Source organism: Kocuria sp. UCD-OTCP (assembly GCF_000349605.1).
Lineage (GTDB): Bacteria > Actinomycetota > Actinomycetes > Actinomycetales > Micrococcaceae > Kocuria > Kocuria rosea.
The window spans coordinates 38,138-63,048 of sequence record NZ_AOSQ01000002.1 but is presented as its reverse complement, the minus strand read 5'-3'; the positions used below and the strand labels follow the sequence as shown (position 1 = coordinate 63,048).

20 protein-coding genes and 2 tRNA genes are annotated in these 24,911 nt (G+C 74.5%); 12 read left to right on the top strand and 10 right to left on the bottom strand.

Annotated elements, in window-relative coordinates; translation table 11 throughout:
• Positions 1-52 precede the first annotated feature (52 nt).
• The gene (locus H488_RS20755) at positions 53-1,147 is read left to right on the top strand and encodes a glycosyltransferase family 2 protein (RefSeq protein ID WP_017831997.1); all 1,095 of its coding nucleotides are present in this window, start codon (positions 53-55) and stop codon (positions 1,145-1,147) included.
• Positions 1,148-1,222: 75 nt separating this feature from the next.
• The gene (locus tag H488_RS20750; RefSeq protein WP_017831996.1) at positions 1,223-3,313 is read left to right on the top strand and encodes an acyltransferase family protein; all 2,091 of its coding nucleotides are present in this window, start codon (positions 1,223-1,225) and stop codon (positions 3,311-3,313) included.
• A gap of 27 nt (positions 3,314-3,340) precedes the next feature.
• Here H488_RS20750 and H488_RS20745 read toward each other — a convergent pair whose 3' ends face one another.
• Positions 3,341-4,807 carry a lipopolysaccharide biosynthesis protein gene (locus tag H488_RS20745; RefSeq protein WP_017831995.1) on the bottom strand — a complete coding sequence of 489 codons (1,467 nt, stop codon included), beginning with the start codon at positions 4,805-4,807 and terminating at the stop codon, positions 3,341-3,343.
• Positions 4,808-4,914: 107 nt separating this feature from the next.
• Here H488_RS20745 and H488_RS38175 point away from each other — a divergent pair, with 107 nt between their 5' ends.
• The 5 genes from H488_RS38175 to H488_RS20730 all read left to right on the top strand — a co-directional run bounded on the left by H488_RS38175 (position 4,915) and on the right by H488_RS20730 (position 7,317).
• The gene (locus tag H488_RS38175; RefSeq protein ID WP_017831994.1) at positions 4,915-5,037 is read left to right on the top strand and encodes a hypothetical protein; all 123 of its coding nucleotides are present in this window, start codon (positions 4,915-4,917) and stop codon (positions 5,035-5,037) included.
• Between the two features lie 5 nt (positions 5,038-5,042).
• Positions 5,043-6,149, top strand: a complete 1,107-nt coding sequence (locus H488_RS20740) for a glycosyltransferase (protein WP_017831993.1) — start codon at positions 5,043-5,045, stop codon at positions 6,147-6,149.
• A 62-nt stretch (positions 6,150-6,211) separates the two neighbouring features.
• Positions 6,212-6,300 (top strand) — tRNA-Ser (locus H488_RS20735).
• Between the two features lie 171 nt (positions 6,301-6,471).
• A complete protein-coding gene (locus tag H488_RS0117765) occupies positions 6,472-6,894 on the top strand; it encodes a spore germination protein GerW family protein (protein ID WP_017831992.1) in 423 nt (140 codons plus the stop codon).
• 12 nt (positions 6,895-6,906) lie between these two features.
• The gene (locus H488_RS20730) at positions 6,907-7,317 is read left to right on the top strand and encodes a phage holin family protein (RefSeq protein WP_017831991.1); all 411 of its coding nucleotides are present in this window, start codon (positions 6,907-6,909) and stop codon (positions 7,315-7,317) included.
• A gap of 13 nt (positions 7,318-7,330) precedes the next feature.
• Here the strand turns inward: H488_RS20730 and H488_RS20725 are convergent, their stop codons facing one another.
• Positions 7,331-9,448, bottom strand: a complete 2,118-nt coding sequence (locus tag H488_RS20725; RefSeq protein WP_017831990.1) for a prolyl oligopeptidase family serine peptidase — start codon at positions 9,446-9,448, stop codon at positions 7,331-7,333.
• A gap of 64 nt (positions 9,449-9,512) precedes the next feature.
• Between H488_RS20725 and H488_RS20720 the strand changes: the two genes are divergently transcribed.
• Positions 9,513-11,477, top strand: a complete 1,965-nt coding sequence (locus H488_RS20720; protein ID WP_051063701.1) for an FAD/NAD(P)-binding protein — start codon at positions 9,513-9,515, stop codon at positions 11,475-11,477.
• A gap of 40 nt (positions 11,478-11,517) precedes the next feature.
• Here the strand turns inward: H488_RS20720 and H488_RS20715 are convergent, their stop codons facing one another.
• From H488_RS20715 to H488_RS20705, 3 genes are all read right to left on the bottom strand, one after another.
• Entirely contained in the window at positions 11,518-14,145 is a 2,628-nt protein-coding gene (locus H488_RS20715) for an ExeM/NucH family extracellular endonuclease (RefSeq protein WP_017831988.1), read from the bottom strand.
• Positions 14,146-14,200: 55 nt separating this feature from the next.
• Positions 14,201-16,327, bottom strand: coding sequence for a bifunctional metallophosphatase/5'-nucleotidase (locus H488_RS20710; protein ID WP_017831987.1), 2,127 nt, complete (start codon positions 16,325-16,327; stop codon positions 14,201-14,203).
• A gap of 148 nt (positions 16,328-16,475) precedes the next feature.
• Positions 16,476-16,563 (bottom strand) — tRNA-Ser (locus H488_RS20705).
• 155 nt (positions 16,564-16,718) lie between these two features.
• On the opposite strand from H488_RS20705, the gene H488_RS20700 reads away from it, so the two are divergent.
• The 4 genes from H488_RS20700 (at position 16,719) to H488_RS20685 (ending at position 20,164) form a co-directional block, all read left to right on the top strand.
• Positions 16,719-18,095, top strand: coding sequence for a cryptochrome/photolyase family protein (locus H488_RS20700; RefSeq protein ID WP_051063700.1), 1,377 nt, complete (start codon positions 16,719-16,721; stop codon positions 18,093-18,095).
• 107 nt (positions 18,096-18,202) lie between these two features.
• Positions 18,203-19,186: an NAD(P)H-quinone oxidoreductase gene (locus H488_RS20695; RefSeq protein WP_017831985.1), complete on the top strand. Its 984-nt coding sequence runs from the start codon at positions 18,203-18,205 to the stop codon at positions 19,184-19,186.
• Between the two features lie 133 nt (positions 19,187-19,319).
• On the top strand, positions 19,320-19,784 hold the full coding sequence (locus H488_RS20690) for a hypothetical protein (RefSeq protein ID WP_017831984.1): 465 nt from the start codon (positions 19,320-19,322) through the stop codon (positions 19,782-19,784).
• Positions 19,785-19,843: 59 nt separating this feature from the next.
• Positions 19,844-20,164: a hypothetical protein gene (locus H488_RS20685; RefSeq protein ID WP_150110249.1), complete on the top strand. Its 321-nt coding sequence runs from the start codon at positions 19,844-19,846 to the stop codon at positions 20,162-20,164.
• Positions 20,165-20,189: 25 nt separating this feature from the next.
• Here H488_RS20685 and H488_RS35890 read toward each other — a convergent pair whose 3' ends face one another.
• The 5 genes from H488_RS35890 to H488_RS20660 all read right to left on the bottom strand — a co-directional run bounded on the left by H488_RS35890 (position 20,190) and on the right by H488_RS20660 (position 24,837).
• Positions 20,190-20,828: a glycosyltransferase family 2 protein gene (locus H488_RS35890; RefSeq protein WP_017831982.1), complete on the bottom strand. Its 639-nt coding sequence runs from the start codon at positions 20,826-20,828 to the stop codon at positions 20,190-20,192.
• Between the two features lie 219 nt (positions 20,829-21,047).
• A complete protein-coding gene (locus tag H488_RS20675) occupies positions 21,048-21,479 on the bottom strand; it encodes an ATP-binding protein (RefSeq protein ID WP_017831981.1) in 432 nt (143 codons plus the stop codon).
• Complete coding sequence (locus tag H488_RS20670) at positions 21,472-21,804, bottom strand: STAS domain-containing protein (RefSeq protein WP_017831980.1); 333 nt, start codon at positions 21,802-21,804, stop codon at positions 21,472-21,474. Before H488_RS20670 ends, H488_RS20675 begins: the two co-directional genes overlap by 8 nt.
• A complete protein-coding gene (locus H488_RS20665) occupies positions 21,788-23,743 on the bottom strand; it encodes a glycosyltransferase family 2 protein (protein WP_017831979.1) in 1,956 nt (651 codons plus the stop codon). Before H488_RS20665 ends, H488_RS20670 begins: the two co-directional genes overlap by 17 nt.
• Positions 23,740-24,837, bottom strand: coding sequence for a PP2C family protein-serine/threonine phosphatase (locus H488_RS20660; protein WP_017831978.1), 1,098 nt, complete (start codon positions 24,835-24,837; stop codon positions 23,740-23,742). The genes H488_RS20665 and H488_RS20660 overlap by 4 nt, the downstream gene beginning before the upstream one ends.
• Between the last annotated feature and the right edge of the window lie 74 nt (positions 24,838-24,911).

Below are 24,911 nucleotides of genomic sequence, written 5' to 3'. Positions count from 1 at the left end.
CGCGGACCGCGCCGGGCGGGCCGCCCCGGCGCGGTCTTGTACGCTGGCCTGCGTGTCCTCTGCCCCCACGCCGCTCGTCGACGTCATCATCCCGGTGCACACCCCCGCCCGGCCCGTGGACCGGGCCGTCGGCTCCGTGCTGGCCGGCGGGCTCCCGGTCGGCGACCACGGCGGGGTGCACATCACGGTGGTGTGCCACAACGTCGGGGCCGCGCTGATCCGCGATCGCCTCGCCGCCGAGCACCGGCCGCTCGTGGAGCTGGTGGAGTGCTTCGACGGCACCGCCAACCCGGCCGGGCCCCGCAACCTGGCCCTGGAGCGCTCCCGCGCCCGGTACGTGTCCTTCGTGGACAGCGACGACACCCTCGCCCCGGGAGCCCTCGCGGCCTGGACGGCGACCGCCGAGCGCCACGGCTCGGCGGCGGTGCTCCCGCGCCTGGTCAAGGACACCGGCCGGCCGGTGCGCACCCCCGTGCCGCGGCCCTTCCGCCGCGCGGACCTCGAGCCGGTCAAGGACCGGCTCGCCTACCGCACCCACGTCTTCGGGCTGCTCCGCCGGGAGCTGCTGGTGGACCGCGGGGTCCGCTTCAACGGCCGGTACGCCACCGGGGAGGACCAGGAGCTGGTGGCCCGCACCTGGTTCGGCGAGGGGCGGATCGACCTCGCGCCCCGCGGCGCCCACTACCGGCTGCGGGAGGGAGCGGCCGACCGGATCAGCGCGGAGCCCCGCCCCCTGACGGACGACCTCGCGGCGGCGACCGACCTGCTCGGCGGTCCCTGGTACGCCGGGCTGGCCGCGGAGCAGCGGACGGCGATCGCCGCCAAGATCCTCCGGGTCCAGGTCTTCGGCGCCGTGCGCGCCCGGACGGCGGCCGGGCGCTGGACCCCGGAGGACGCGGACCAGGTGCGCGGCCTGCTCGCACTGGTCGACGCGCGCGCCCCCCGCGCGCCCACCGTGCTCTCCCGCGCGGACCGGGAGGTCCTGGACCTCGCGGTCCGGCCGGGGGCCACGGCGGAGGCCGTCCTCCGGGTCGACGACGCCCGCCGCCGCTTCGGCCGGCCCAGCACGCTGCTCACCCGCGACCTGCGCAGGGTCCTGCACCGCGAGGCCCCGCTGCGGTTCATGGCCGCGTCCCTGCCGGTGTGACCGGAAGACGCCACCGTCCGGTGTGACAATGGTGCCGAGCCAGTCGTCCGACCCCCCGCCCGACGAGAGAACTCCATGAGCCGCCTCCTCCCCGCCGACCCTTCCCCCGGGGTCGCGAACAGCACCGCGCCCCCGGCGGGTGCCTCCGCCCCCGCCCACCGCTTCCGCCCCGAGGTCCAGGGGCTGCGCACCGTGGCCGTCCTCCTGGTCGCCGTCTACCACGTGTGGATCGGCGGGGTCTCGGGCGGGGTGGACGTCTTCCTGTTCATCTCGGCGTTCCTCATGACGCTCTCCTTCGTCCGGCGGCTCGAGGCCGGGAAGGGGCCGCAGCTGGGCCGCTACTGGACCAGGACGTTCTCGCGGCTGCTGCCCCCCGTCGTCGTCACGGTCCTGGGCACCCTCGTCGTGGTGCGGCTCCTGTTCCCGTCCGACCGCTGGTACGCCGCGATCGAGGAGGCGGCGGCCACGGTGCTGTACTCCCAGAACTGGGTGCTCGCCCTCAACGCGGTCGACTACTACGCCGCGGACACCTCCGGGGCCAGCCCGTTCCAGCACTTCTGGTCGCTGTCCGTGCAGGGCCAGGTGTTCCTGCTGTGGCCCCTGCTCCTCGCACTGTGCGGGCTGATCGCCGGGCGCACCCGGTGGACCGTCACCACGGTGGCCACCGGCGTGTTCAGCGCCGTCTTCCTCGCCTCCTTCGCCTTCTCGGTGGTCTCCACGAGCAGCGAGCAGGCCTTCGCCTACTTCGACACCCGCGCCCGGCTGTGGGAGTTCGCCCTCGGCTCCCTGCTGGCCCTGGCCGTGCTGCGCGGCGTCACCCTGCCGGGCGCGCTGCGCCTCCTCCTGGGCTGGACCGGGCTCGTGGCCATCGCCGTGTGCGGACTCGTCCTCGACGTCCAGGGCTCCTTCCCGGGCTGGGCGGCCCTGTGGCCGCTGACCGGGGCGGCCCTGGTGATCCTGGCCGGGCACACCGGCGACCCCCGCGGGGCCGACGCCCTGCTCAGCCGCCGGCCCCTGCTGGTCCTGGGCGAGGCGTCCTACGCCGTCTACCTGGTGCACTGGCCGGTGCTCGTCACCTACCTGGTGGTCACGGACCGCGCCAAGGCCACGCTGGGGCACGGGCTGCTCATCCTCCTGGGGAGCATCGTGCTGGGCGTGCTGGTGCACCGGCTCGTCGAGCGGCCCCTCCGGCCCCGCACCGGACCCCGCGCGAGCCTGCACCAGCTCGGCCTCGTGGTGCTGTGCGTGGCCCTCGTGCTGGTCCCCGCCTCCGGGGCGCGGGTGGTCCTCGACCGGCACGCCCAGGAGGCCGCGGAGCAGGCCGCGCTCGAGAACCCGGGGGCCGCGGTGCTGACCGGGGACCTCGCCTGGGAGCAGGACCCGCAGGTGCCCACGATCCCGAACCCGCTGGTCCGCGAGGGGCAGTGGTCCGAGCTGCCGGAGTCCTGCGACGCCGCGACGGAGGAGTGGTTCGACGGCTACAAGGTGGCCTGCTCGACCCTGCCGGTCGACCCGGACGCCGAGGTCGACGCCATGGTGATCGGCAACTCCCACGCCGAGCAGTGGCTGCCGGCGTTCCAGCGCGTCGCCGAGGACCGCGGCTGGAACCTGGTCTCCGTCATCCGCGGCGCCTGCCGGTTCCAGCCCGTGGAGACCACCGACAACACCGAGTGCCAGGAGCTGATCGGGCTCACCGACCGGTACATCGAGGACCACGGGATCGACGTCGTGCTCACCACGTCCACCGTGACCGCCGACGAGGGGCCCGGCGAGCAGATCGCCCCCGGGTTCGCGCAGGTCCTGGCGGACCTCGGCGAGCGGGGCATCACGGTGGTCGGGATCCGGGACAACCCGCGGTTCCCCTTCAACATGGTCACCTGCATCGACCAGGACGGCCCGGACGCCGAGCGGTGCAACCCGCCGCGGGCGCAAAAGCTGGCCCCGCAGAACCCGGCCGACGCGCTGACGGGGCGGCACGGGAACTTCGTCAGCCTCGACATGAGCGACTGGATCTGCCCCGACGGCACGTGCCCGTCCCGGATCGGCAACCGCTGGGTCTACATGGACGACAACCACATGCCCCGCGACTACGTGGTCACGATGGTCCCGGCCTTCGCGGAGCAGTTCGACCGGCAGTTCGGGCAGCGGGCCCGGCCCGCCGGGTGAGCGGGGGCCGGGTGGGCGGGGGCGTGCTCAGCGGCGGAGCCGGGCGCCCGCGGCGCGCAGGGCCGGCCGCAGGTCCCGGGCGCTGAGCCCGGCCCAGACCGCGAGGAACACGGCGGTCGCCCCGAGCGCCGGCAGCACCCGGAAGTCGGGGCCGAGCACCTGCAGCGCGACCAGGATCATCGCGTAGCCGGCCACGATCCGCAGCAGGACCGTGCCCCACCGCATCCGGTCGAGCCGCCAGACCACCAGCAGCGGCAGCACCGCGCTCAGCAGCGAGCCCACGAGGTAGCCCACCGCGGAGGCGGTGATGCCGAGCTCCGGGCCCAGCAGGAGCATCGTCACCACGCCCACGACCAGACCCAGGCCGTTGGCGGCGGCGAGCACCTTGACCCCCCAGGGCTCGGTGCCGTTGAGCCGGGCGTTCGCGGCGTTGAAGCTGGTCGCCGAGACGGCCAGGAACAGCAGGACCAGCAGCGGCTCGGCCTCCGCGAACTCGGGGTCCCCGAAGTAGACCACCCGGAGCACCGGCTCCGCCCACAGGGCGCCCACGCCGAAGACCGGCAGGAACACCGTGACCATCGTCCGCAGGATCGTGTCCACCTGCCGGGTCAGGCCCGCGGTGTCCCCGGCGGCGTACATCCGGGCCACGCTGGGGGACAGCGCGGTGAGCATCGCCCCGGACAGCATGCTGGCGGGGGTGGCCAGGGACACCGCGGCGGCGTAGAGGCCGACCTCCGCCTTCGTGGCGAAGCTGTCGCCGATCACCAGGGACAGCTGCATCAGACCGCTCGCCGCCAGCAGGTGGGCCGATCCCCACGCGGTGAAGACCAGGATCTCCCGGCGCACCGCCGGGTCGAGGCGCGCCCCGGTGCGGCGGGGCCAGGAGGGCAGCGCGTAGACCGTGTAGCCGAGGATCAGGGGCAGCAGCAGGACCCAGTGCCAGCCGGCGAGCAGGACCAGCAGCAGCAGGGTGAGGGTGAGGAACGAGCTGATGGTGTCCCACGCCGTCGTGGTCACGAACTGGTTGTTGCCCGTGCGGACGCCGCGCACGAAGTTGTAGGCCGACAGGGAGAGCACGAGCAGGCCCGCCGAGAGCGCGAAGCCCCAGGAGAGCTCGAGCGCGAACGCGGCGTAGAGCACCGCCGAGACGGACAGCAGCGCCATCCCCGCGGACGCGCTGCTCGCGGTGAAGGAGGCCGTCGCCGCCTGCCCCTCGGGGTCCTGGCGGCCCCGGGCCATCGCGATGAACTTGGCGGCCCCCGTGCCCGAGGCCTGGGGCCACAGCAGGACGAGGAACAGGGCCAGCGAGATCGTGAGGTTGACCTCGGCGAGCGCCTCCTGGCCCAGCAGGTTGCCCACCAGGACGCTGTAGCCGAAGCGGGACAGCCCCTGGACGAACACGGCCACCACGGTCAGCGCGAACGCCGACCCCAGGGGGTTGTCGGTGTTCGCGTGGTTGGGCGGCGGGAAGAGGATCGAGCGCAGCCGGGACATCAGGCGGCCGACCCGGGGGCTGGGCTGGTCATCGCGCCCGAGTCTACTCGCGCCCCGGCGCGGTCCCCGGACCGCCCCGGCCGTGGCCCCGCCGATAGGGTGGCACCATGATCGCCGCCCCCACCCCGTCCAGCACCGTCTCCGGCACCGCGTCAGGCACCGCGTCCGGCCCCCCGTCCGACGCCGCGCCCGACGCCGTCCCCGGCCGCACCGGCGCGGGGAAGGGCTGAGCGCCGTGCGCGTGCTCGTCGTCAGCACCTGGTACCCGTCGGGGGAGCGCCCCGGGGAGACGCCGTTCGTCCCCCGGCACGTGCGCGCCGCCGCCCGCCACCACGACGTCCGGGTGCTGCACCTGCGGCTGCTGCGCACCGGGCCGGCCGTCCCGGAGGAGTGGGACGGGGTGCCGGTGCTCCGGCTGCCCTTCCACCCCCTGCGCCCGCTCACGCTGCTGCGGGCGTACGCCGCGCTCCGCCGCCACCTGACCGGGGCGGACGTCCTGCACACCATGCCCTTCTCGGCGGCGCTCGTCTGCCTGCCGCTGGCAGGACGCCGCCCGTGGGTGCACACGGAGCACTGGAACGGCGTGCTCACCCCCGAGCAGAACGGGCCCGTGTGGCGGCTCCTCGCCGGGAGCCGCCGGATCCTGCGCGTCCCGGACCGCGTCACCGGCGTGAGCACCATGATGTGCGACGTGCTGCGCCGCTTCGCGCCGGCCGAGCGGGTGGAGCGGATCGGCAACGTGGTCGACCACGCCGCGCACGTCACGGACCCGCCGCGGGGGCACACCCTGGAGCTCGTCGCGGTCGGCGCCCTGCGCGAGATCAAGGACCCTCTCCTGGCCGTGGACACCGTGGCGTGGCTGCGCGCCGCCGGCCACGACGTCCGCCTCACCTGGTGCGGCTCCGGCGGCCTCGAGCAGGAGGTCCGGGAGCGGGCGCGCCGGCTCGGGGTGGGGGAGCGCGTGCAGCTCCTCGGCAGCGTGGGGGCGGACGAGGTGCAGCGGCGCCTGGCCGCCGCCGACGTGTTCCTGCTGCCCAGCCGGTCCGAGACGTTCTGCGTGGCGGCGGCCGAGGCCCTCGCCGCGGGCCGGCCGGTGGTCATGGGCGCCCTCGGCGGGCAGGGTGACTTCGTGCACCCGGGCAACGGGCGCCTCGTGACCGAGCGCACCCCTGAGGCCTTCGGCGGCGCCGTGCTCGACGTCGTGGCGGATCCCGGCCTGCTGGGCCCGGAGGCCATGGCGGCGGAGATCCGCTCCGTCTACGGGTCCGAGCGGATCGGGGCGGACCTCGACCGGCTCTACCGCTCGGTGCTCGCCGGGCGGCACGGACGCCGTCGGCTTTGACCCCGTGCCCGGTCCTCCCTTAAGCTGGCCCGTGTTGTCCACCCGCGTGGTGGGCCACGGATGGAGACGTGCCAGAGCGGCCGAATGGACTTCACTGCTAATGAAGGGTCGGGGTTAAACTCGACCGGGGGTTCAAATCCCCCCGTCTCCGCGCTCGTGACGTCCCAGGACGTCGGAAACACCCCGGACCCGCGGTCCGGGGTGTTTCGCGTTCCGAGCCCGCGCCCGGGCCCGTCATCTGCGGCCGCCCCGTGACCGGGGGCCGGCGGCTTCCTAGACTGGGGCTCAGCGCGCCGCCGGCGCCCGAGCCCAGGAGGCCACCATGCCGGAGCAGGACCGTCCGCAGACCACGCCCGCCGCACCCGGTGCGCCCCGCCCCGCCCCCGCCTGGCGCGCCGGGCTCACGGACCGCTCCGTCCTCGAGGAGGCCGTCGACGCCGTGACGGTGCGCCGGGTCTTCGGGGAGGCGTACGAGGCGTACGGCACCACGGTCGTGCCCGTGGCCCGCGTCAGGGGCTGGGGCGGTGGTGGCGGGGGCTCGGGCGAGGAGAAGGACAGCTCGGGCAGCGGATCGGGCGTGGGCTACGGCGTGCACGCCGAGCCGGCCGGGGTGTACGTGGTCCGGGGGGACAGCGTCACGTGGCGGCCCGCCGTGGACGCGGGGCGGATCGCCCTCACCCTGGGCCTGGCGCTGTGCGGCGCGGCCGCGCTGGTGGGCTGGGCCGCCGTCACCCGCCGTTCCTGACAGGATGGGGCCATGTCCTTCCTGCTCCGTGTCCTCGTCAACGCGCTCGCCATCTGGGTGGCCGCCTGGATCCTGCCCGGGATGGGCATCGCGGCGGACCCGTCCGTCGTCTCGGCCGTCGGGGGCGAGACCACGGCGTCGGTCCTGGCCTACCTGTTCGTCGGCCTGGTCTTCGGCGCCGTGAACGCGGTCGTGCGGCCCGTGCTGACGATCCTGTCCCTGCCGATCACCTGCCTCACGCTGGGCCTGTTCGCCATCGTGGTCAACGCGGCGATGCTGTGGCTGACGTCCTGGCTGAGCTCCTTCACGCCGCTGCGGCTCGAGATCGACTCCTTCCTCTGGACGGCGGTGCTCGCCACCCTGATCATCGGGGTGGTGTCCCTCCTGATGGGCTGGGCCGTCCCGGACCGCGAGCGCCGCTGACCCGCGCCGGGGCTCAGCCCCGGTGCAGCGCCGTCCAGAGGAACTCGTGGGACAGCGCGTGCAGGCGGGCGGCCTGCTTGTTGTCGCCCGCGCCCGCGTGCCCGCCCTCGGTGGCCTCGTAGAACCACACGTTCTCGTAGCCCATGCCGAGCATCCGCGCGGCGGCCTTGCGCGCCTGGACGGGGCCCACGCGGTCGTCGCTCGTGGCGGTCCAGAACAGGACGTCCGGGTAGTCCCGCCCCTCCTCCAGCAGGTGGTACGGCGAGAACGTGCGGACGGACTCCCACTGCTCCGGGTCGTCCGGGTCGCCGTACTCCGCGATCCAGGAGTAGCCCGCGGACAGCTTCGTGTAGCGGCGCATGTCCAGCAGCGGCACCCCGCAGGAGATCGCCCCGAACAATTCGGGGTGCCCGGTGAGCATGTTGCCCACGAGCAGCCCGCCGTTGGAGCCGCCCGAGCACGCGAGCGTTCCCCGGGTGCACACCCCGCGGTTCTGCAGGTCCGCGGCGACGGCCGCGAAGTCCTCGTACGCCCGGTGCCGGTTCCCCTGCAGGGCGGCCCGGTGCCACGCGGGGCCGTACTCGCCGCCGCCGCGGATGTTGGCGAGGACGTAGACCCCGGACCGCCCGGCGTCGTCGGTGCGGGTCAGCCAGGACCGCCCGAGGGCCCCGGAGTAGGCGGGGGTCCGGGAGACCTCGAAGCCGCCGTAGCCGGAGAGCAGCGTCGGGTTCCGCCCGTCGAGGACCGGGTCGGCGGGGCCCACCTGGAAGTAGGGCACCCGGGTGCCGTCCGCCGAGACCGCGAAGTGCTGCTCGACCGAGAGCCCGGTCGTGTCGAAGAACGCGGGGGCGGTCCTCGCCACCCGCGGCGGGGCCGTCACCCCGCCGCGGGCCGGGAGGGTGCCGCGGGACACGGTGGTCGGGGTGAGGAAGCCGGTCGCCACGAGCCAGTAGTCGTTGCCCGCCTCCGGGTCCTCGTCGTCGACGGCGTAGGCGTCCACGCTGTGCAGGGCCGGCGCCCCGGGCAGCTCGGACGAGGTCCAGGGGCCCGGCTCGGCGACGCGGACCACCGAGGAGACGTCCCGCAGCAGGTTGAGGATCAGCCGGTCGGCCGTCCAGGACCAGGACTGCAGCGACGTGCGCGCGTCCGGGACGAACACGGCGGTCACGGAGCGGTCCCCGGCCAGGAACGCCTCGAGCTCGGCCACGAGCAGGGACCCGGCCGGGTGCACGGTCCCGTCCAGCTCGAGCTCCTCCTGCGGGCGCAGCAGCAGCCACTGACGGTGCAGGTCCACCGTCACCGAGTCGGGGACGTCGACGTGCACGAGTTCCTCCTCCCGCACCAGGTAGGTCCGGGAGGCGAAGAAGTCGGCCACGTCCACGGCCACGTCCCGGACGAAGCCCGGGGTGTGGTCCCGCACGAGCACCGCCTGCACGTGGTCCTCGGCCACCTCGAACACCTGCCGGGCCTCGGCGAGGTCCTGCCCGCGTCGCAGGACGCGCACGGTGCGGGGGTAGGAGGAGGTGGTCATCGAGCCGGGGCCGAAGTCGGTGCCCACGTGCAGGGTGTCGGCGTCCACCCACGTCACGGTGGACTTCGCCGTGGGGACGTCGAAGCCGCCGGGCACGAACCGGCGCTCGTCGAGGTCGAACTCGCGCACCCGCTTCGCGTCGCCGCCGTCGGGGGAGAGGCTGAGCAGCGCCCGCCGGTGCCGCCCGCCGGTGTACTGCGGGCGCAGCAGCCGGGCCCCGCCCCAGACCCAGTCGACGCCCTCCACGGCGGCCAGCGCGTCGACGTCGAGCAGGACCTCCCACTCGGTGTCCCCGCCGAGCCAGGACTCCCACGTGGTGCGGCGGAAGACGCCGCGGGGGTGCTCGGCGTCGCGCCAGAAGTTGTAGTAGTGCGGCCCGTGCTTGGCGACCATGGGGATCCGCTCGGTCGAGTCCATGACCGCGAGCACGTCGGCCTCGAGGCGGCGCAGCCGCGGGCTCTCGAGCGCCGCCAGGGTGCGGGCGTTCTGCCCGGCGACCCACTCCAGGGGCGCGTCCCCCGTGATCTCCTCCAGCCACAGGTTCTCGTCGTGCGGCTGCTCGGCGGTCGGGCGGGCGGCGGTCTGCGCGGTCTCGGTCATGTCCGCCATCGTAGGCGCAGCCCCGTGCCCGTGGCCCGGCGGGCGGGTCGATATCCTGAGGGCCATGAGCGCAACGGGCAGGCCAGGTTCCGAACGACGGGTCACGGTGATCGGGGCGGGCCCGCGCGGGCTCTCGGCCGTGGAGCGGCTCGCGGCCCGCGCCGCGGCCTCGGGCGCCCGGGTGCGCATCGACGTCGTCGACCCCTTCCCGCCCGGTCCGGGGCACGTGTGGCGGACGAACCAGTCCCCGCTGTACCTCATGAACACGCCCTCGGTGTTCCCCACGGTGATCGCCGACGACGGCGTGCTGCCCGTGGACCCGCTCGAGCCGCTGCGGAACATGAGCTTCGAGCACTGGCGGCTCGCCGCCGTGGCGGGGACCATCGCCGTGGACCCCGACGACGCCGCGCACCTGACCCGGATGACGCCCCAGTCCTATCCGTCCCGGCGGATGTACGGGGTCTACCTCTCCTGGATCTTCCGCACGCTGCAGGACGCCCTCCCCGCCACCGTGCAGCTCGCCGTGCACCGGGCCGAGGCCGTGGGCGTGCACGTGCGGGAGCACGCCCGGCACCGCTACGACGTGGAGATCAGCGGCGGGCAGAACCTCCCGGCGGACGCCGTGGTGCTCGCCCTGGGCCACCTCGACGCCGACCTGCGCCCCGACCAGCGGGAGCTCGTGGACGGCGCCGCCGAGCTCGGGCTGACCTACTGGCCGCCCGCCGTGCCCGCCGACGTGCACTGGGACGACCTGCCCGCCGGGCGCACCGTGCTGGTGCGCGGCATGGGCCTGAACTTCTGCGACGTCCTGGCCCAGGTCACCGAGGGCCGCGGCGGGATCTACACCCAGGACGGGGAGCGCTACGTCTACCACCCCTCGGGGCGGGAGCCCGTGATCGTGGCCGGCTCCCGCCGCGGCGCCCCGTACCGCTCCAAGGCGGTGCTCGAGGGCTACTACGCCGGCTCCCTCGTCACCCGGTTCTTCACCCTCGACGCCGTGCGGGCGCTCGCGGCGCGGGCGGAGGGACCGCTGTCCTTCGGGACGGACCTCTATCCGCTGATCCGCAAGGACGCCCAGTGGAACTACTACTCCGTCCTGGCGCGGACCGCCCCGGACGCCTTCGAGACCGACCCGCAGGAGTTCCTGGCGCGCTTCGACGCCGTGCTCGGCACCGGCGACGACCACCCCGAGGGGCCCTGGACCTCCCGGGCCGAGCGGCTCATCGCGTCCGCGGTGGTCCCGGGACGGCAGCTCAACGCCCTCCGGCTGGCCCGCCCTTTCGAGGGGCTCAGCTTCGGCTCCCACGACGAGTACGCGGCGGCCCTGGTCCACCACCTGGACCGGGACGTGCACGGCGCGCTGGCCGGCGAGGACGACCCGCTGCAGATGGCCGTCGCCTCGCTCAACGCCGCGCGCACCGTGCTCAAGGCCGTGCTGGCGGACCTCGGGATCAGCGACGCCTCCTGGACCGACGAGCTGCGGCGCACGTTCGAGCCCTTCGTGGAGGGGCTCGCCTCCGGGCCGCCGGTGCTGCGGAACCAGCAGCTGGCGGCGCTGGCCCGTGCCGGCGTGGTGCGCTTCCTGGGCCCGGACCCGCAGTTCCTCGTGGACGAGGAGGAGGGCCGGTTCGTGGCGAGCTCCCCCTGGGTCAAGGACGAGCCCTTCCGCGCCGAACACCTCGTGGAGGCCATGTCCCCGCCCAACGACGTCCGGCGCAACATCTCCCCGCTGCTGTCCGCGATGCACCGGGAGGGCCTGGTGCGGGTCCGGGCCATGGAGACCCGGGACGGCGTCGCGACCGTGCCCGGCACCGGGCTGGACGTCACCCGGCCCCCGTACCGGGCCGTGCGCGTCGACGGCGGCGTGGAGCCCGGCGTCCTCGTGCTCGGCCTGCAGCTCTCGGCCGTCCAGTGGGGCGTGGCGATCGCCGCGGAGGCCGGGGCGTCCGCGGAGCTGGGTGCCCGGACCCTGGCGGACGCCGACCGCATCGCCGCGGCGGTGCTGGGCCCGGCCCCGGCACGCGACTGACCCCGGGGGCACCGGGGCCGGCCGGCGCGCCGCGGCCGGGTCAGCCGAGGCGGCGGTGCAGGACCTCGCGGGCCCGGTCGTCGGCGTGCTCCCGGAGGCCCTTGCCGGGGTGCTCGCCGGAGTTGCCCCTGCCCGGTTTCTGCGGGCCGGCGGGCCCGGCGCCGGCGGGGGCCAGGCCGATGATCTCCGGGTTGTGGTCGGAGGCCCGGTACGGGTCGGCCGCGTAGAGGTCGACCACGTTGTGGTTGTGCCGGCTGTACTCCAGGCCCACCGACTCGTGGGCGTTGATCTCCCAGATGTCCGAGCCCGTGACGATCCCGGCCGCGGCCGGAGAGGCCAGGACGTGGTCGAGGGAGCCGACCATCCCGCCGAAGGCGTAGGAGTGCTCGCCCGTTGGCGCCAGGTTCGTGTAGCCGGCCTCGTGCAGGACCCGCATCGGGTCCTCCTGGTCGTAGGAGTTGAAGTCACCGGCCAGGAGGACCCGGTCGGTGCCCTGGGTGGTCTTGAGCTCCTCGGCGAAGGCCACCAGGGCCCGGGCCTGGGCGGTGCGGTCGGCGTTCCAGGCCCCGGCGCCGTCCCCGGCGTCCGCATTGGGGCCGGTGGAGGGGGCGGAGCCCTTGGACTTGAAGTGGTTGACGACCACCGTGAAGTCGCCGCCCGCGTCCCCGCCGGCGGGGCGGAACGTCTGGGCCAGCGGCTCGCGGGCGTTGTCGAAGTTCTCCTCGTCGTCCAGGATCACGGACTCGCCCACGGTCTCGAGTGCGGCCGGCTGGTAGATGAACGCGGTGCGGATGACGTCCTCGTCCTCGACGGCGGGTCGCTCGGCCGGTGACGGCACGTACGCCCAGAGCTCGGTACCGGCGGCGGTGTTGAGGGCCTCGACCAGGTCGGACAGGGCCTGGTCCCGGTCCTTGCCGAACTTCGCGGAGTTCTCGATCTCCTCCAGGGAGACGACCTCGGCGTCCAGGGCGTTGATCGCGGCGACGATCTTGGCCTGCTGGCGCTGAAGGTCCTCCTGTTCGGCCGCCCCGCGGGCGTCGCAGCCTCCGCGCACCGAGACCGGGTCCCCGGCGCGGTCCGTGTAGTAGGTGCAGCCGGTCAGCTCGTCGCCGGTGGTGGTGAAGTAGTTCAGCACGTTGAACGTGGCCAGCTGCACGTCCCCGCCGACGTCCTCGGGGGCGGCGGTGCGGGTGTTCTCGGCGACCACGGGGGCGTCCTGGGCGTTGTCCCCGGTCACCCGGGTCGTGGGCTGGAGGCGCCACTCCTCGAACGAGTAGCCGAGCACCACCGGCGCCACGAAGTCCACGGGCGCGCCGATCCGCATCGGGGTCGTGGGAGAGAGGTAGGGGAGGGGGACCGAGGCGTTGGCGAAGTTGCCGTAGTTGGTCGTGGCGCCGTCGTCGAGCAGGACGGACCGGGCCTCGTTGTCCGCGGCCTGGGCGGCGGCCTCCGGCGAGCCGGGCGCGCCCACGGCGGTGGGCTGCACGAGCGGGGTGGTGCCGGCCGCCAGGCCGATCTCGCCGTAGCCGTTCAGGGCGTAGTTGTCGGTGATCACGAACTCACCGGCCGGGTCCAGGAGCATGCCCTCGAGGTCCTCGCGCTCCGCCTCGTCCGTGGGCCAGCCGACGGCGGCGGGCTCGACCGCCTCGGCGGCCTCGTCGAGGACCGTGACCCCCTCCGGGTGCACGCTGATCTGGGTCTGTCCGTGGTACTCGGCGACCGTCCCGGTGACCTCGACGAACTGGCCGAGCTCCACGTTCGCCACGGCCGAGGGTGAGTACACGAAGACGCCGTCGGAGGCGTCGTGGGCGGCGGTGTCCAGGTCGCCACCGGTGCCAGGGCTCTGGAGGTACCAGCCGTTGAGCCCGCCGGTGGCGTAGACGGCGGTGACCACGCCGCGGGTGGTCACGGCCTGTCCGGCCCTGGGGGAGACGTCGCCGGTGCCCTGGATGTCCCGGATCGCCAGCTCCACCGGCGGGGCGGCGGGCTCCGGGCTCGGCTCGGGGACCGGTTCGGGGGCGGGCTCGCCCCCGCTGCCACCGGAGTTCTGCGGGGTCACCGCGGTCGTGGCGGTGAAATCGGCGGAGTTGTCGTCGGTGTCCACGCCGTCGGCGCGGGTCATGGACTTCGGGTCCGCATTCGCCGACGGGCCCGTGGCGGGCGCGGTCTCGTAGGTGTTGGAGGTGCCGTAGCCGAGCAGGTCCACGAGCCCGTCGGTACCGGTCACCGAGCCAGTGGGGGCGGCCAGGGGCTGCTCGCCGTCGGAGAGCACGATCGTCCCGGAGACGCTCGCCGGGTTGAACGAGGTGGCGAGGTCGGGGGCGGGCAACGCGGCACCGCTGCCCGCGTTGGACCCGCCCTGGACCAGGAAGTAGCCGCCCGGGGCGATGGTCCCGGACAGCGCCACCGTGCTGGTGACGGTTCCGGTGCCGGACGCGGAGCGGTACTGCAGGGTCCAGCCGGTGAGGTCCACCGGCTGGACCGTGGGGTTGTAGAGCTCGACGAACTTGTGGGTGTAGACGGCGTTGGCCGAGCCGCCGTTGGTGTAGGCCTCGTTGATGACCACGTTCGCCCCGTCCGGGGCGGCGTGCACGGGCACGGTCAGCGGCGCGGCGAGCAGGGCCGCGGCCAGAGCCCCGCTCAGGGGCAGGGAGAACAGCTTGTTCACGGTGGGGAGTTCCTTCAGTGGGGGCAGGGGGAGAAGGGGAGAGAACGATCGGGGCTCAGCCGAAGAGACGGCTGAGGACCTGGTGGGCCCGCTCGGAGCCGTGCTTCCAGGCGCCGCGGCCGGGCTCGCCCTGGCCGGGGTGCTCGCCGGAGTGGCCCGTGCCGGGTTTCTGCGGCTCGGTCGGCCTGTCGGTGGGCTCCGGCTCGGTGGCGCAGTCGGTGAGCAGGTCCAGGACAGCCTCCGGCACGCGGACCTGCGTGCCGGACGGCTCGGCGACCAGCCACACGGCGGCGTCGTCGGCCAGGCCGGTCGTGTCGAGGCTGACCGAGGTCGTGCCGTCGGTGACCGGTGCCGTGCCGAGTTCAGTGCCGTCCGGGTCGCCCGCGCGCACGCTCAGCGAGGTGTTCTCCGGTGCGCCCAGGGAGGTCATGTCCAGGGAAGAGACGTCGAAGGTCACGGTGCAGCCGTCCGCGGCGGCCCCGGTCAGCGCCACGGACCGGCGGTCGAACTCGGGGGACAGCGGGCTGTTGGCGGCGAGGTACTCCATCCAGGCGTCGCGGTCGATCCGGCCGGTGTCGGTGACGTCGGTGCCCTCGGTCAGGGCGGTGAAGTTGTCGCCGCCCTCCACCAGGAAGGACACCGAGCCGATCACGTACTCGGCGGCCGGGTCGACGGGCTGCCCGTCGACCGTGATCGAGGTGATCCGGTCCCCGGCCGGGCGGGCGGCGTCGAAGGTGTAGGACACGTTCTCGGACAGCCCCAGCTGCAGGTACGGCCGGGACGATCCCTCGGGCTGCCACTGCTGTTCGAGGACCCGCTCGAACTGCTCGCCGGTGAGGGTCACGGTGGTGAGGTTGTTGGCGAAGGGCAGCACCTGGTTGGCCTCGGACTCCGTCACCACGCCGTCGCGCTCGCCGTCGATGACCTGGCCGGGGTCGTCCGCCCAGAGGAGGTCGGCGCGCAGGCCGCCGGGGTTGATGAGGCCGATCTGCACGCCGTCCGACTCGTCCAGGCTGTCGCGGATGGACTCGGCGACCAGGTTGCCGAGGCTCGACTCGGCGCCGCGGTCGTCGCGGGCCTGCACGCCGTCCCGCAGACCGTAGGCGGTGGTGATGTCCCCGGTGATCTCGCCGACCGGGGTGCTGCCCCGCTCCAGGGCCACCGCCTCGGCGTCCGCGACGATCCCGGCGACCTCCGCGACGCGCGGATACCGGGCGACCAGCTCCTCCTCGGTCGCGGTGACGACCTCGTCGACGGCCAGCACGCCGGTGGTGAGGTCGACGTCGTCGGCGGCCTCGTCGTAGCTCAGGGAGATCCGCCCGAGGCTGCCGCCGTACGAGCCGGCCTGCAGGACCGCGCGGTCGAGGTCGCCGTCGCCGTCCACGTCGACGCCCTCGTCGTAGACCTGGTGGGTGTGCCCGTTGAGCACCACGTCCACGGTCGCGCTGGTGCCGGTCACCAGCCGATCGCCGAGGGCGTCGGCCGCGTCGGCGGCGCCCTCGTGGTAGACGGCCACCACGACGTCGGCCCCGTCCGCCTCGAGCCGCTCGGCCTCGGCGTTGACGGCCTCGACGGGGTCGCCGAAGGTGATGCCCTCGATCGCGCCGGGCGAGACGAGCGTGGCGGTCTGCTGGGTGACGGCGCCGACCACGCCCACGCGCACGCCCTCGACGTCGAACGTCGCGGACGCCTCGGTGACGAGCTCGCCGTCCGGGCCGGTGACGTTGGCCGCCAGGTAGGGGAAGCCGGCGCGCTCGGTGATGCGGCCGGTCAGGTCGTCCGCGCCCCGGTCGAACTCGTGGTTGCCCACGGCGGAGGCGTCGAGCTCGAGCGCGTCGAGCACGTCGAGCGTGGGGTCGTCCTGCTGCACGGCCGAGACGTATTCGGTGGCGCCCACGTTGTCCCCGCCGGACAGCAGCAGCGTGCCGTCCTCGTTCTCCGCGCGCAGCTGCTCGATCGCGCCCGCGAAGAGGAGGGGGTCGGAGGAGAGCCGGCCGTGGTAGTCGTTGAAGTAGAGCAGCTCGACGGCCGTCTCCCCGGCCGCGGTCGCCCCCGCGCCCGGTGCCGGCGGGGGCGCCGTCCCCTGGGCGGACGCCGCGGGGAGGACCAGACCGGTCGAGGTGACCACGGCGCCGGCGGCGAGCGCGGCGAGCAGGGCAGGACGGTGCTTCTGGGGCGCCATGGGGGTCCTCCGGGGGATGCGGCGGTGCGTTGTCCCCATTTCAGCACGCGGAGGTGAACGGCGGACCACGACACCGCGACATTTCTCCGGCCCCGGGACGGGACGAGGCCCCCACCGGCCGGTTCGCGGTGGGGGCCTCGTGCGGAGGCGGAAGGTAAGGGATTTGAACCCTTGGTACGGGGTCACCGCACACCGGTTTTCAAGACCGGCTCCTTAGGCCGCTCGGACAACCTTCCCCGCGCCCGCCCGGTCCCCGGCGGGGGCGGCGGAGCGCGCAGCCCATTCTTCCACGGCGCCCGGAACGCCGCCAAAGCCCCGGTAGGGTGAGCGCGTGGACGCACCCGAGAGCCCCGACCGCGGGACGACGACGATCGTGTGATTCCGGGACGACCTGCGCGTCACGGACCACCCCGCCCTCGACGCCGCGTGCCGGCGCGGCGCGGTGGTCGCCCTCTGCGTCCTGGACCAGGAGTCCGAGGGGGTCCGGCCCCTCGGCGCGGCCGCGAAGTGGTGGCTGGACGGGTCGCTGCGGTCCCTGCGGGAGTCGCTCCGGGAGCTGGGCATCCCCCTGGTGCTGCGCCGCGGTCCCGCCGGGGCCGTGCTCCCCGAGGTCCTCGAGCGCACGGGGGCGGGCGGCATCACGTGGAACCGCCGCTACGGCGGGCCCGAGCTCGCCGTGGACGCCGGGGTGAAGCAGTGGTGCGCCGAGCACGGGGTGGAGGCGCACTCGTTCCAGGGCGCGCTGCTGCACGAGCCGTGGACCCTGCGCACCGGCGCCGGCGGCCCGTACAAGGTGTTCACCCCCTTCTGGAAGGCGCTCCGGGCGCTGGAGATCCGGCAGCCGCTCCCCGTGCCCGGGCCGGGCCGGGGGGCTGCCGCGGCGGTGGCGGCGTCCGCCGGCACCGAGGACCAGGACGACTGGGACCTGGTGCCGTCCCCGGAGCGCGCGGCCGGGCTGGCCGCGGTGTGGACGCCCGGGGAGGCGGCCGCGTGGGAGCGGCTGGACGACTTCCTGGACCGCGTCGAGGACTACGCCGAGGGCCACGACCGGCCGGACCGGGACGGCACCAGCCGGCTCTCCCCGCACCTGCGGTGGGGCGAGATCAGCCCGTTCGCGGTCTGGGACGCGGCCGTCCGGCACCGGTCCGAGCGGGGGAGCAGCCCGGGGCTGGAGAAGTTCCTGGCCGAGCTGGGCTGGCGGGAGTTCAACTGGCACCTGCTCCACCAGGTGCCGGACCTGCACGTGCGCCACGTCCGCCCGGCCTTCGACGCGTTCCCGTGGCGGGACCCGGCGGAGGCGGCCGGCGACGTCCGTGCCTGGCAGGAGGGGCGCACCGGCTTCCCGCTCGTGGACGCGGGCATGCGGCAGCTGCGGGCCACGGGGTGGATGCACAACCGGGTCCGGATGGTCGCCGGGTCCCTGCTCACCAAGAACCTGCTGGTCGACTGGCGGGTGGGGGAGCAGTGGTTCTGGGAGACGCTCGTGGACGCCGAGCCGGCGAGCGGGCCCGGGAACTGGCAGTGGGTCGCGGGCTCCGGCGCGGACGCGAGCCCGTTCTTCCGGATCTTCAACCCGCTCACCCAGGGCCGGAAGTTCGACCCCGAGGCCCGCTACATCCGCCGCTGGATCCCCGAGCTGGCCGGCGACGAGGGCGTGGACCCGCACGAGCCCGGTCTGCTCGGACCGTCGGTGGGCTACCCGGAGCCGGTCGTGGACCTGCCGGCCAGCCGCGGACGCGCCCTCGACGCCTACGCCTCGATCCGCTGAGGGCGGCGCCGGCGTCCCCCTGTTCGCCACGGGCCGACGCCGGGTGACCGGGTGCCCGCCCCGCGACACAATGGGAGCGACCGTCGCCCCGACCGGAAGGCCCCACCATGCGCGCAGTGCTCGAGACCACCCCCGGCGGACCGGAGGTCCTCGCCGTCACCGAGGTCCCCGCCCCGGAGCTCACGCCCGACGGGGTGCGGATCCGGGTCCGGGCCGCCGGGATCAACCGGGCGGACGTCATGCAGCGGCTGGGCAGGTATCCGGTCCCGCCCGGGGCGTCGACCGTCTTCGGCCTCGAGGTCTCGGGCACGGTGCAGGAGCTCGGCCCCGAGGTGCCCGCCGGCGCCGGGTTCGCCCCCGGCGACGAGGTCGTCGCCCTCCTGGACTCCGGGGGCTACGCCGAGGAGGTCGTCGTCCCGGCCGGCCAGGTCCTGGCCGCGCCCGCCGGGGTGGACCTCGTCGCCGCCGCCGGCCTGCCGGAGGTGTGCGCCACGGTGTTCTCCAACGTCTTCATGGCTGCCGCCGCCCGCGAGGGCGAGACGGTCCTGGTGCACGGCGGCACGGGCGGGATCGGCACCAACGCCCTCCAGATGTGCCGGGCCCTCGGCCTGCGCGTGCTGACCACGGTCGGCAGCCCGGAGAAGGCCGGCGCCGCACGGCGGCTCGGCGCCGAGGCGATCGACTACCGGCAGGAGGACTTCGTGGCGCGCGTGCGGGAGCTCACGGACGGGCGCGGCGCCGACATCGTGCTCGACGTCGTGGGCGGCTCCTACCTGGGGCGCAACCTGGACGCGCTGGCCACCAACGGCCGGATCGCGGTCATCGCCACCCAGGGCGGGCGCACGGGGGAGCTGGACCTCGGGAAGCTCATGGCCAAGCGGGCCGCCGTGATCGGCACCACGCTGCGCCCGCGGCCCGTGGCGGAGAAGACCCGCATCATGGCCGCCGTGCGGGAGCACGTGTGGCCCCACGTCGAGTCCGGCGCCGTCCGCCCGGTCGTGGACCGCACGTTCCCCTTGGACGAGGTCGCGCGGGCCCACGAGTACTTCGACTCCGGCACGCACATCGGCAAGGTCCTGCTCGTCCCCTGAGCGCACCCCTCGGTGCGGCCGCGGACGGCCCGGTCCCGGCCCGCCGCCGGCCCGCCCCGGCCCGCCCTCCGTGCGCACGGAGGGCGGGCCGGGCCGCCGTAGGATGGACTGTCTCCACTCGAAAGGACCGCCCGTGGCATTCCTGCGCGACTACCGCGCCGCTCGCCGTGACGAGGCCGAGCTCGGTCTGGGCGTGTGGCGCCGCGCCCACGACCGGTTCCGCCGGGGTCTGGACCGCTTCCACCAGATCCTCGAGAGCCTCCCGGACAAGACGCTCGCGCAGTCCGTGGTCCCCACCGCCAACGCGCTCGCCGATCTGCTGCCGGAGGTGCGGGCCGTGTGCGCGGCGGCGCAGCGCACGGCGCCGAGCAGCAGCCACGACATCCCGGCCTCCCCGGGCGGCTACCTCAACGACGTCCACCGCGAGCTCTCCCGGGCCGGCAACGCGATGGCCCAGGCGGCGGAGGCCCTCACCATGGCCCGGTTCGTGCGGGCCGACGAGGAGTCCTCGGCCCACCGGCTGGACGCGGTCGTCCGCCGGGCCGAGGCGGTGCGGGAGCACGTGGAGCGCGCCGAGGAGCTGCTGCGCCGCGGCTGAGCCCGTTCCCGGCGGCGACGGGGTGGACCCGACAGCCTGCTGATGGTTTGATGGGCGGCATGACCTCCTCCGGATACGACTACCGCGCGGCCGACGGCGAGTTCGACGCCCGCTGGTCCCGCTCTCCCCTCGGCCGACCCGGCCGCGGAGGCCCCGGCCGCTTCGGCCCGGGCTACGACCTGCCCGGCCGCCGGGGCGGGGGGTACGGCCGCCGTTCCGGCTTCCGGATGCTCCCCTTCCCCGGGTACTCCACCCGGACGCGCCGGGGCACGAACGTCACGGTGGGCGGTTGCTGCCTGCCCCTGCCGATCGGCTGCCTGACCACCACGGTCCTCGCGGGCGCGGCGGCCGTCCTCGTGGGCCGCACCGCCCGCGGCTGAGCGTCCCGGCGGGCCGGGCGGCGGATCACGCGGCCGCCGGCTCCGCCCGCAGGACCTCGATCGGGACGGGCACGACGCGCTCGACCGGGGCGGGGACGGCGTGCTCCGCCGGGACGGGCGCGAGGTGCTCGACCGGGACGGGCCCGTCCTCCTCGGCCTCCAGCGGCGGGCTGAGGCGCCAGCCGACGGCCTCCAGGTCGAGGGCGAGACGCGTCTGGCCGGTCACGGCGCCCTCGTCGCAGTAGCGGCCGAACGACCGGTGGACGTCCTCGAGCGCCTGCCAGCGGATCAGCGCGGCCGGGCCCCCGACGGCGGTGGACCGGGCGGAGACGGCGCCCACGTTGCGGTCCCGGAGCGCGGCCAGGGCGCGGGCCAGGAAGCCCGGTGGCAGCTGGACGCCGGGGTCGAGGACCAGCACCAGGTCGTCCGGCTCCATCCGGACGGTGTCCAGGGCCTGGTTGAGCGCCCCGGCACGGTGGTGCCGGTTGTCGACGGTGAGCAGGACCTCGGCGCCGGCGTGCAGGGCGACCTCGACGGTGGCGTCGGTGGAGTCGTCCGACATGACGAGGATGCGCTCCGGCGGACGGGTCTGGCGGTGGAGGGAGACGACCGCGTGCTCGACGCGGGCCGCCTCGTCGTGGGCGGGAATGATCGCGGCGATCATGACGACTTCTCTCGGCGTGCCCGGCGTGCGTCCCGCCGCTGACGTCCCCCTGCGGCGGGGCGCCCGACCGGCCCCTGAACGAGTGTTCTCGGTGACAACGTGAGCCCCCTGACGTGTTGTCCTGGACCAAAGTCTAGGCACCGCGGCGGACACTTTACATCCGCAAATCAGGGGACGTCCGCCCCGGCCGGACGCGGGTCCGGCGCGTCCCCGGGGGTGCTACACCTCGTCCCGGCCGCACAGCCGGCACAGCTTCCACACGTTCGTGTCCCCGTGCCGCTCGAACACCACCCGGCTGACCAGGGCCTGGATGAGAGCGAGCCCGCGGCCGGACTCGCGGTGCTCCTGCGCCATGGCCCCCGTGAGGTCGACCTGCGCCGGTGCGGCGCCGATCTCGTAGATCCTCGCCTCCAGCCGGTGGGGGTCCGCGACCAGGTCCACGGAGAGCTCGATCGGGTCCTCCGCCGCGGGTACCGCGTGCACCACCACGTTGCCGGCCGCCTCCACGACCGCGAGCGTGAAGGCCATCCGGTCGGTCTCGGGCACGAACGCGGCCTCCCCCCACAGCGCGTCCAGGTCCTCGTGCAGGGCGTCCACCGTCAGGGCGGTGGCCGGGCCCCGGCGCGAGCGGCGGGCCGTGGGCTCAGTCATCGGCGAAGGCCGCGTCGGCGGTGTCGTAGGGGGTCAGGACGCGGTGCATGCTGGTGAGCTCGAGGACCATGCGGACCTGGGGGCGGACGTTCGCGATCCGCAGGTCGCCGCCGGCCTGACGGGCCAGCTTGAGGCACCCGATGAGGGCGCCCAGACCGGACGAGTCCATGAACTCGGTGCCGCCGAGGTCGACCACCACGTGGTTGCTGCCCTCGTCGACGACCTTCGCCACGACCTCCCGGAGCTTGGGCGCTCCCACCATGTTGAGCCGTCCGGTGCCCGTGATGTGGGCGAACCTCGGCTTCTGCTCAATCGTGAACTGCATCGGCACTCCTCTCCTCGGGCTCGAAGCCCGTGTATCTCGCGGCGGTGACGAGCACGCTCAGCACCACCAGGTCGAAGGCGACCCAGGCCACGTTGACCAGGGTTCCCACCGGTTCGTTCAGCCCCACCGCCAGCCGGGCGGTCCCCACCAGGAGGGCCGCGGCCAGCAGCCCCATCACCACCAGCTGCGGGCGGATGAGGTGCCAGGCCGGGCCGGCGTCCTGCCGCACCTTGGGCGTGACGGCGAAGCCGAGGGGGCGGCCGAACCAGACGTTGCGGGCGGCCGTGGTGCACGCCCTGATCCAGATGGGGAACAGGGCCAGGCTGTACTGCTGGCCGCGCCAGGTGGGGATGCCCCGGCCCACCACGAGGAACAGCAGCTGGTTCACCACCATGAAGGGGATGAAGCGGACGAAGAAGTCCCAGCTGAGGCTCGTGACGGGGAGGATGCCCAGCACCAGGTACACGATGGGCGCGGCGAAGTAGACGACGGCCGCGAAGCCGGACAGGTAGCTCCACATCGTGGCGAAGTACATGAGCCGCTGGCCCCACCCCAGCCGGCGCTGCAGCAGCGGGTTCTCCCGGAGCAGCACCTGCACCGTGCCCTGCGCCCAGCGCAGGCGCTGGGTGAGCATGGTCTTCAGGTCCTCGGGGGCCAGGCCGTGGGCGAGGACCTCGTGGTGGTAGACGCTGCGCCAGCCCAGGCCGTGCAGGCGCATCGCGGTGGCCATGTCCTCGGTGACGGAGATCGTCGCCAGCGGCATCACCGGCTGGGCCTCGCCGGGCCGGTCCACGGAGACCGCCTCGAGCACCTCCCGGACCGGTTCCACGGCGGCCAGGGGGGACAGGTCGCGGCGGGACATCCGGTCCACGGCGGAGGCGAGCTCGTCCGGCCACACCATGCCGTCCTCGGGGGGCAGGTCCAGGGCGGCGATCGAGGCGAGGTCCGCCTCGATCTGGGAGAAGTCCTGCGTGACGGTGCGCCGGGCCGCCGCGTCCACCTCGCGCTGCAGGCGGTAGGTCAGCTCGGTCAGGGGGGCGCCGGCCTTCAGCTCGGCGCGGGCCCGGGCGGTGGCGGCCTCGACGTCGTCGAGCATGCCCGCGACGACGGGGTTCGCGGCCTCCGGGGACCGTCGCGCCCTGCGCAGGGCGGCCCGGGTGCGGGCGAGGGACTCCTTCACGTCCTGCTCGACCTCCTGGACGTAGCCGGAGAGGCCGAGCTGCATGAGCGCCTCGCGGCGCAGGATCGCGTTGGAGCCGCAGAAGAAGGCGGCGTTCCAGCCGTCCTTGCCCTGCTGGATGGGGCCGTAGAACAGGGGGGCCTGGCTGCCGAGCGGATCGTGGTCCGGCACGTTGACGAACCACTGCGGCGTCTGCACGAGCGCCACCCTGCGGTCGTTGAACCAGCCCAGGGTCCGGTCCAGGATCTCCGGGGCCGGGACCTGGTCGGCGTCGAGGATCAGCAGGAACTCGCCCTGGGTGAGCATCAGGGCGTTGTTGAGGTTGCCGGCCTTGGCGTGGCGCGGCCGGTCGGTCCAATCCTCGCTTCGCGTCAGGTAGCCCAGCCCGTGCTCGGCGGCGAGCGCCTCGAGCTCGGGGCGGGCCCCGTCGTCGAGGATCCACGTGCTGTGCGGGTGCCGGATGGCCTGCGCCGCCAGGGCGGTGCCCATCACGAGGTCGAGGGGCTCGTCGTAGGTCGTGATGAACACGTCCACGGTGGCGCCCGCGGGCGGGGCGCCGGCCTCCCCGCGCCGCCGGAGCCGCCAGACGGTGAGCCCGAACAGCGAGACGTCGATCAGGCTGTACGTCTCGGCGAGCACCAGGGGAACGGCGATCCACCACGCCGACCAGTTCAGCGACTCGAGCCAGCGCCAGGCGATGTAGTTGACGCCCAGCAGGAGGGTCAGGACGACCAGGAGCCGGACGAGGAAGCGGTTCACGGGGCGGACCGGCGGCGGACGACCACGGCGGTGACGTCGTCGGTGCGGGTCTCCTCGCCGGCGAGGTCGAGGACCGCGGTGCAGGCGGACGCGGCGTCCTCGTGGCGGGAGACCACGTCCGCGACCGCCTGCACGGCGTCGTCGACGTCCTCGTACGCGTCGAGGAGGCCGTCGCTGACGACGACGAGGGCGTCGCCGGGCGCGAGCACGATCCGGCCGGGCACCCACTGCGTCCCGGGCACCGCCCCCACCGGGGGGCCGCCCGGGCGCAGCCGGTCGATCCCGTCCGCGCGCACGTGCAGTCCCAGCCCGTGGCCCGCGTCGACGTACTCCACGACCCCGTCGGCCGTGTCCAGGCGGGCGTGGAAGAGCGTGACGAAGGAGTCGGAGTGGGCGAGGTCGTGCTCGAGGTGCCGGCAGGTGTCGCCGAAGGCCTGCGCCATGTCCGGCTGCCCGGCCGCGGAGCGCAGCACGGCGCGCACGGTGGCGGCGATGAGCGCGGCCCCCATGCCCTTGCCCATGGCGTCGGCCAGCGAGACCTGGAGCCCGCCCTCGGTCGTGTACCAGTCGAAGAAGTCCCCGCCCACGCTGCGGGACGGCCGGCACGCCCCGGCCACGTCGTAGCCGGGCACGGCCGGGGCGGCGGCGGGCAGCAGGCTGCGCTGGACCTCGGCCGCGCGGCGCAGCTCCTCGGCGTCGGCCTGCTCCGCCCGGGCGCGCGGCCGGCGGAACATCGCCTCGATCCTGGCCTGCAGCTCCCGGGGGCTGAACGGCTTGCTGATGTAGTCGTCCGCCCCGCGCTCGAGGCCCTCCAGCCGGTCGATCTCGCCCGGGCGGGCCGTGACCATGAGCAGGTAGGCGTCCGAGAACTGCCGGACCCGCCGGCAGACCTCCAGCCCGTCGAGGTCCGGGAGGCTGAGGTCCAGGGTGATGAGATCGGCGCCGTCGCGGCGCACGGCCTCGATGCCCTCGAGGCCGGTCGCGGCGGTCGTCACGGTGAAGCCGCGCATGCCGATGGTCTGGGCGAGGAGGTTGCGGATGTCGTCGTGGTCTTCGATCACGACGGCACGGCGACCCTGGGGGGAGGGGGTCATGGACCCATTAAGCCGCTATTCTTTGCAATTGTCATCCCGACCCCCCGAGGGTGACGCACCCAGTCGGAAGAGTT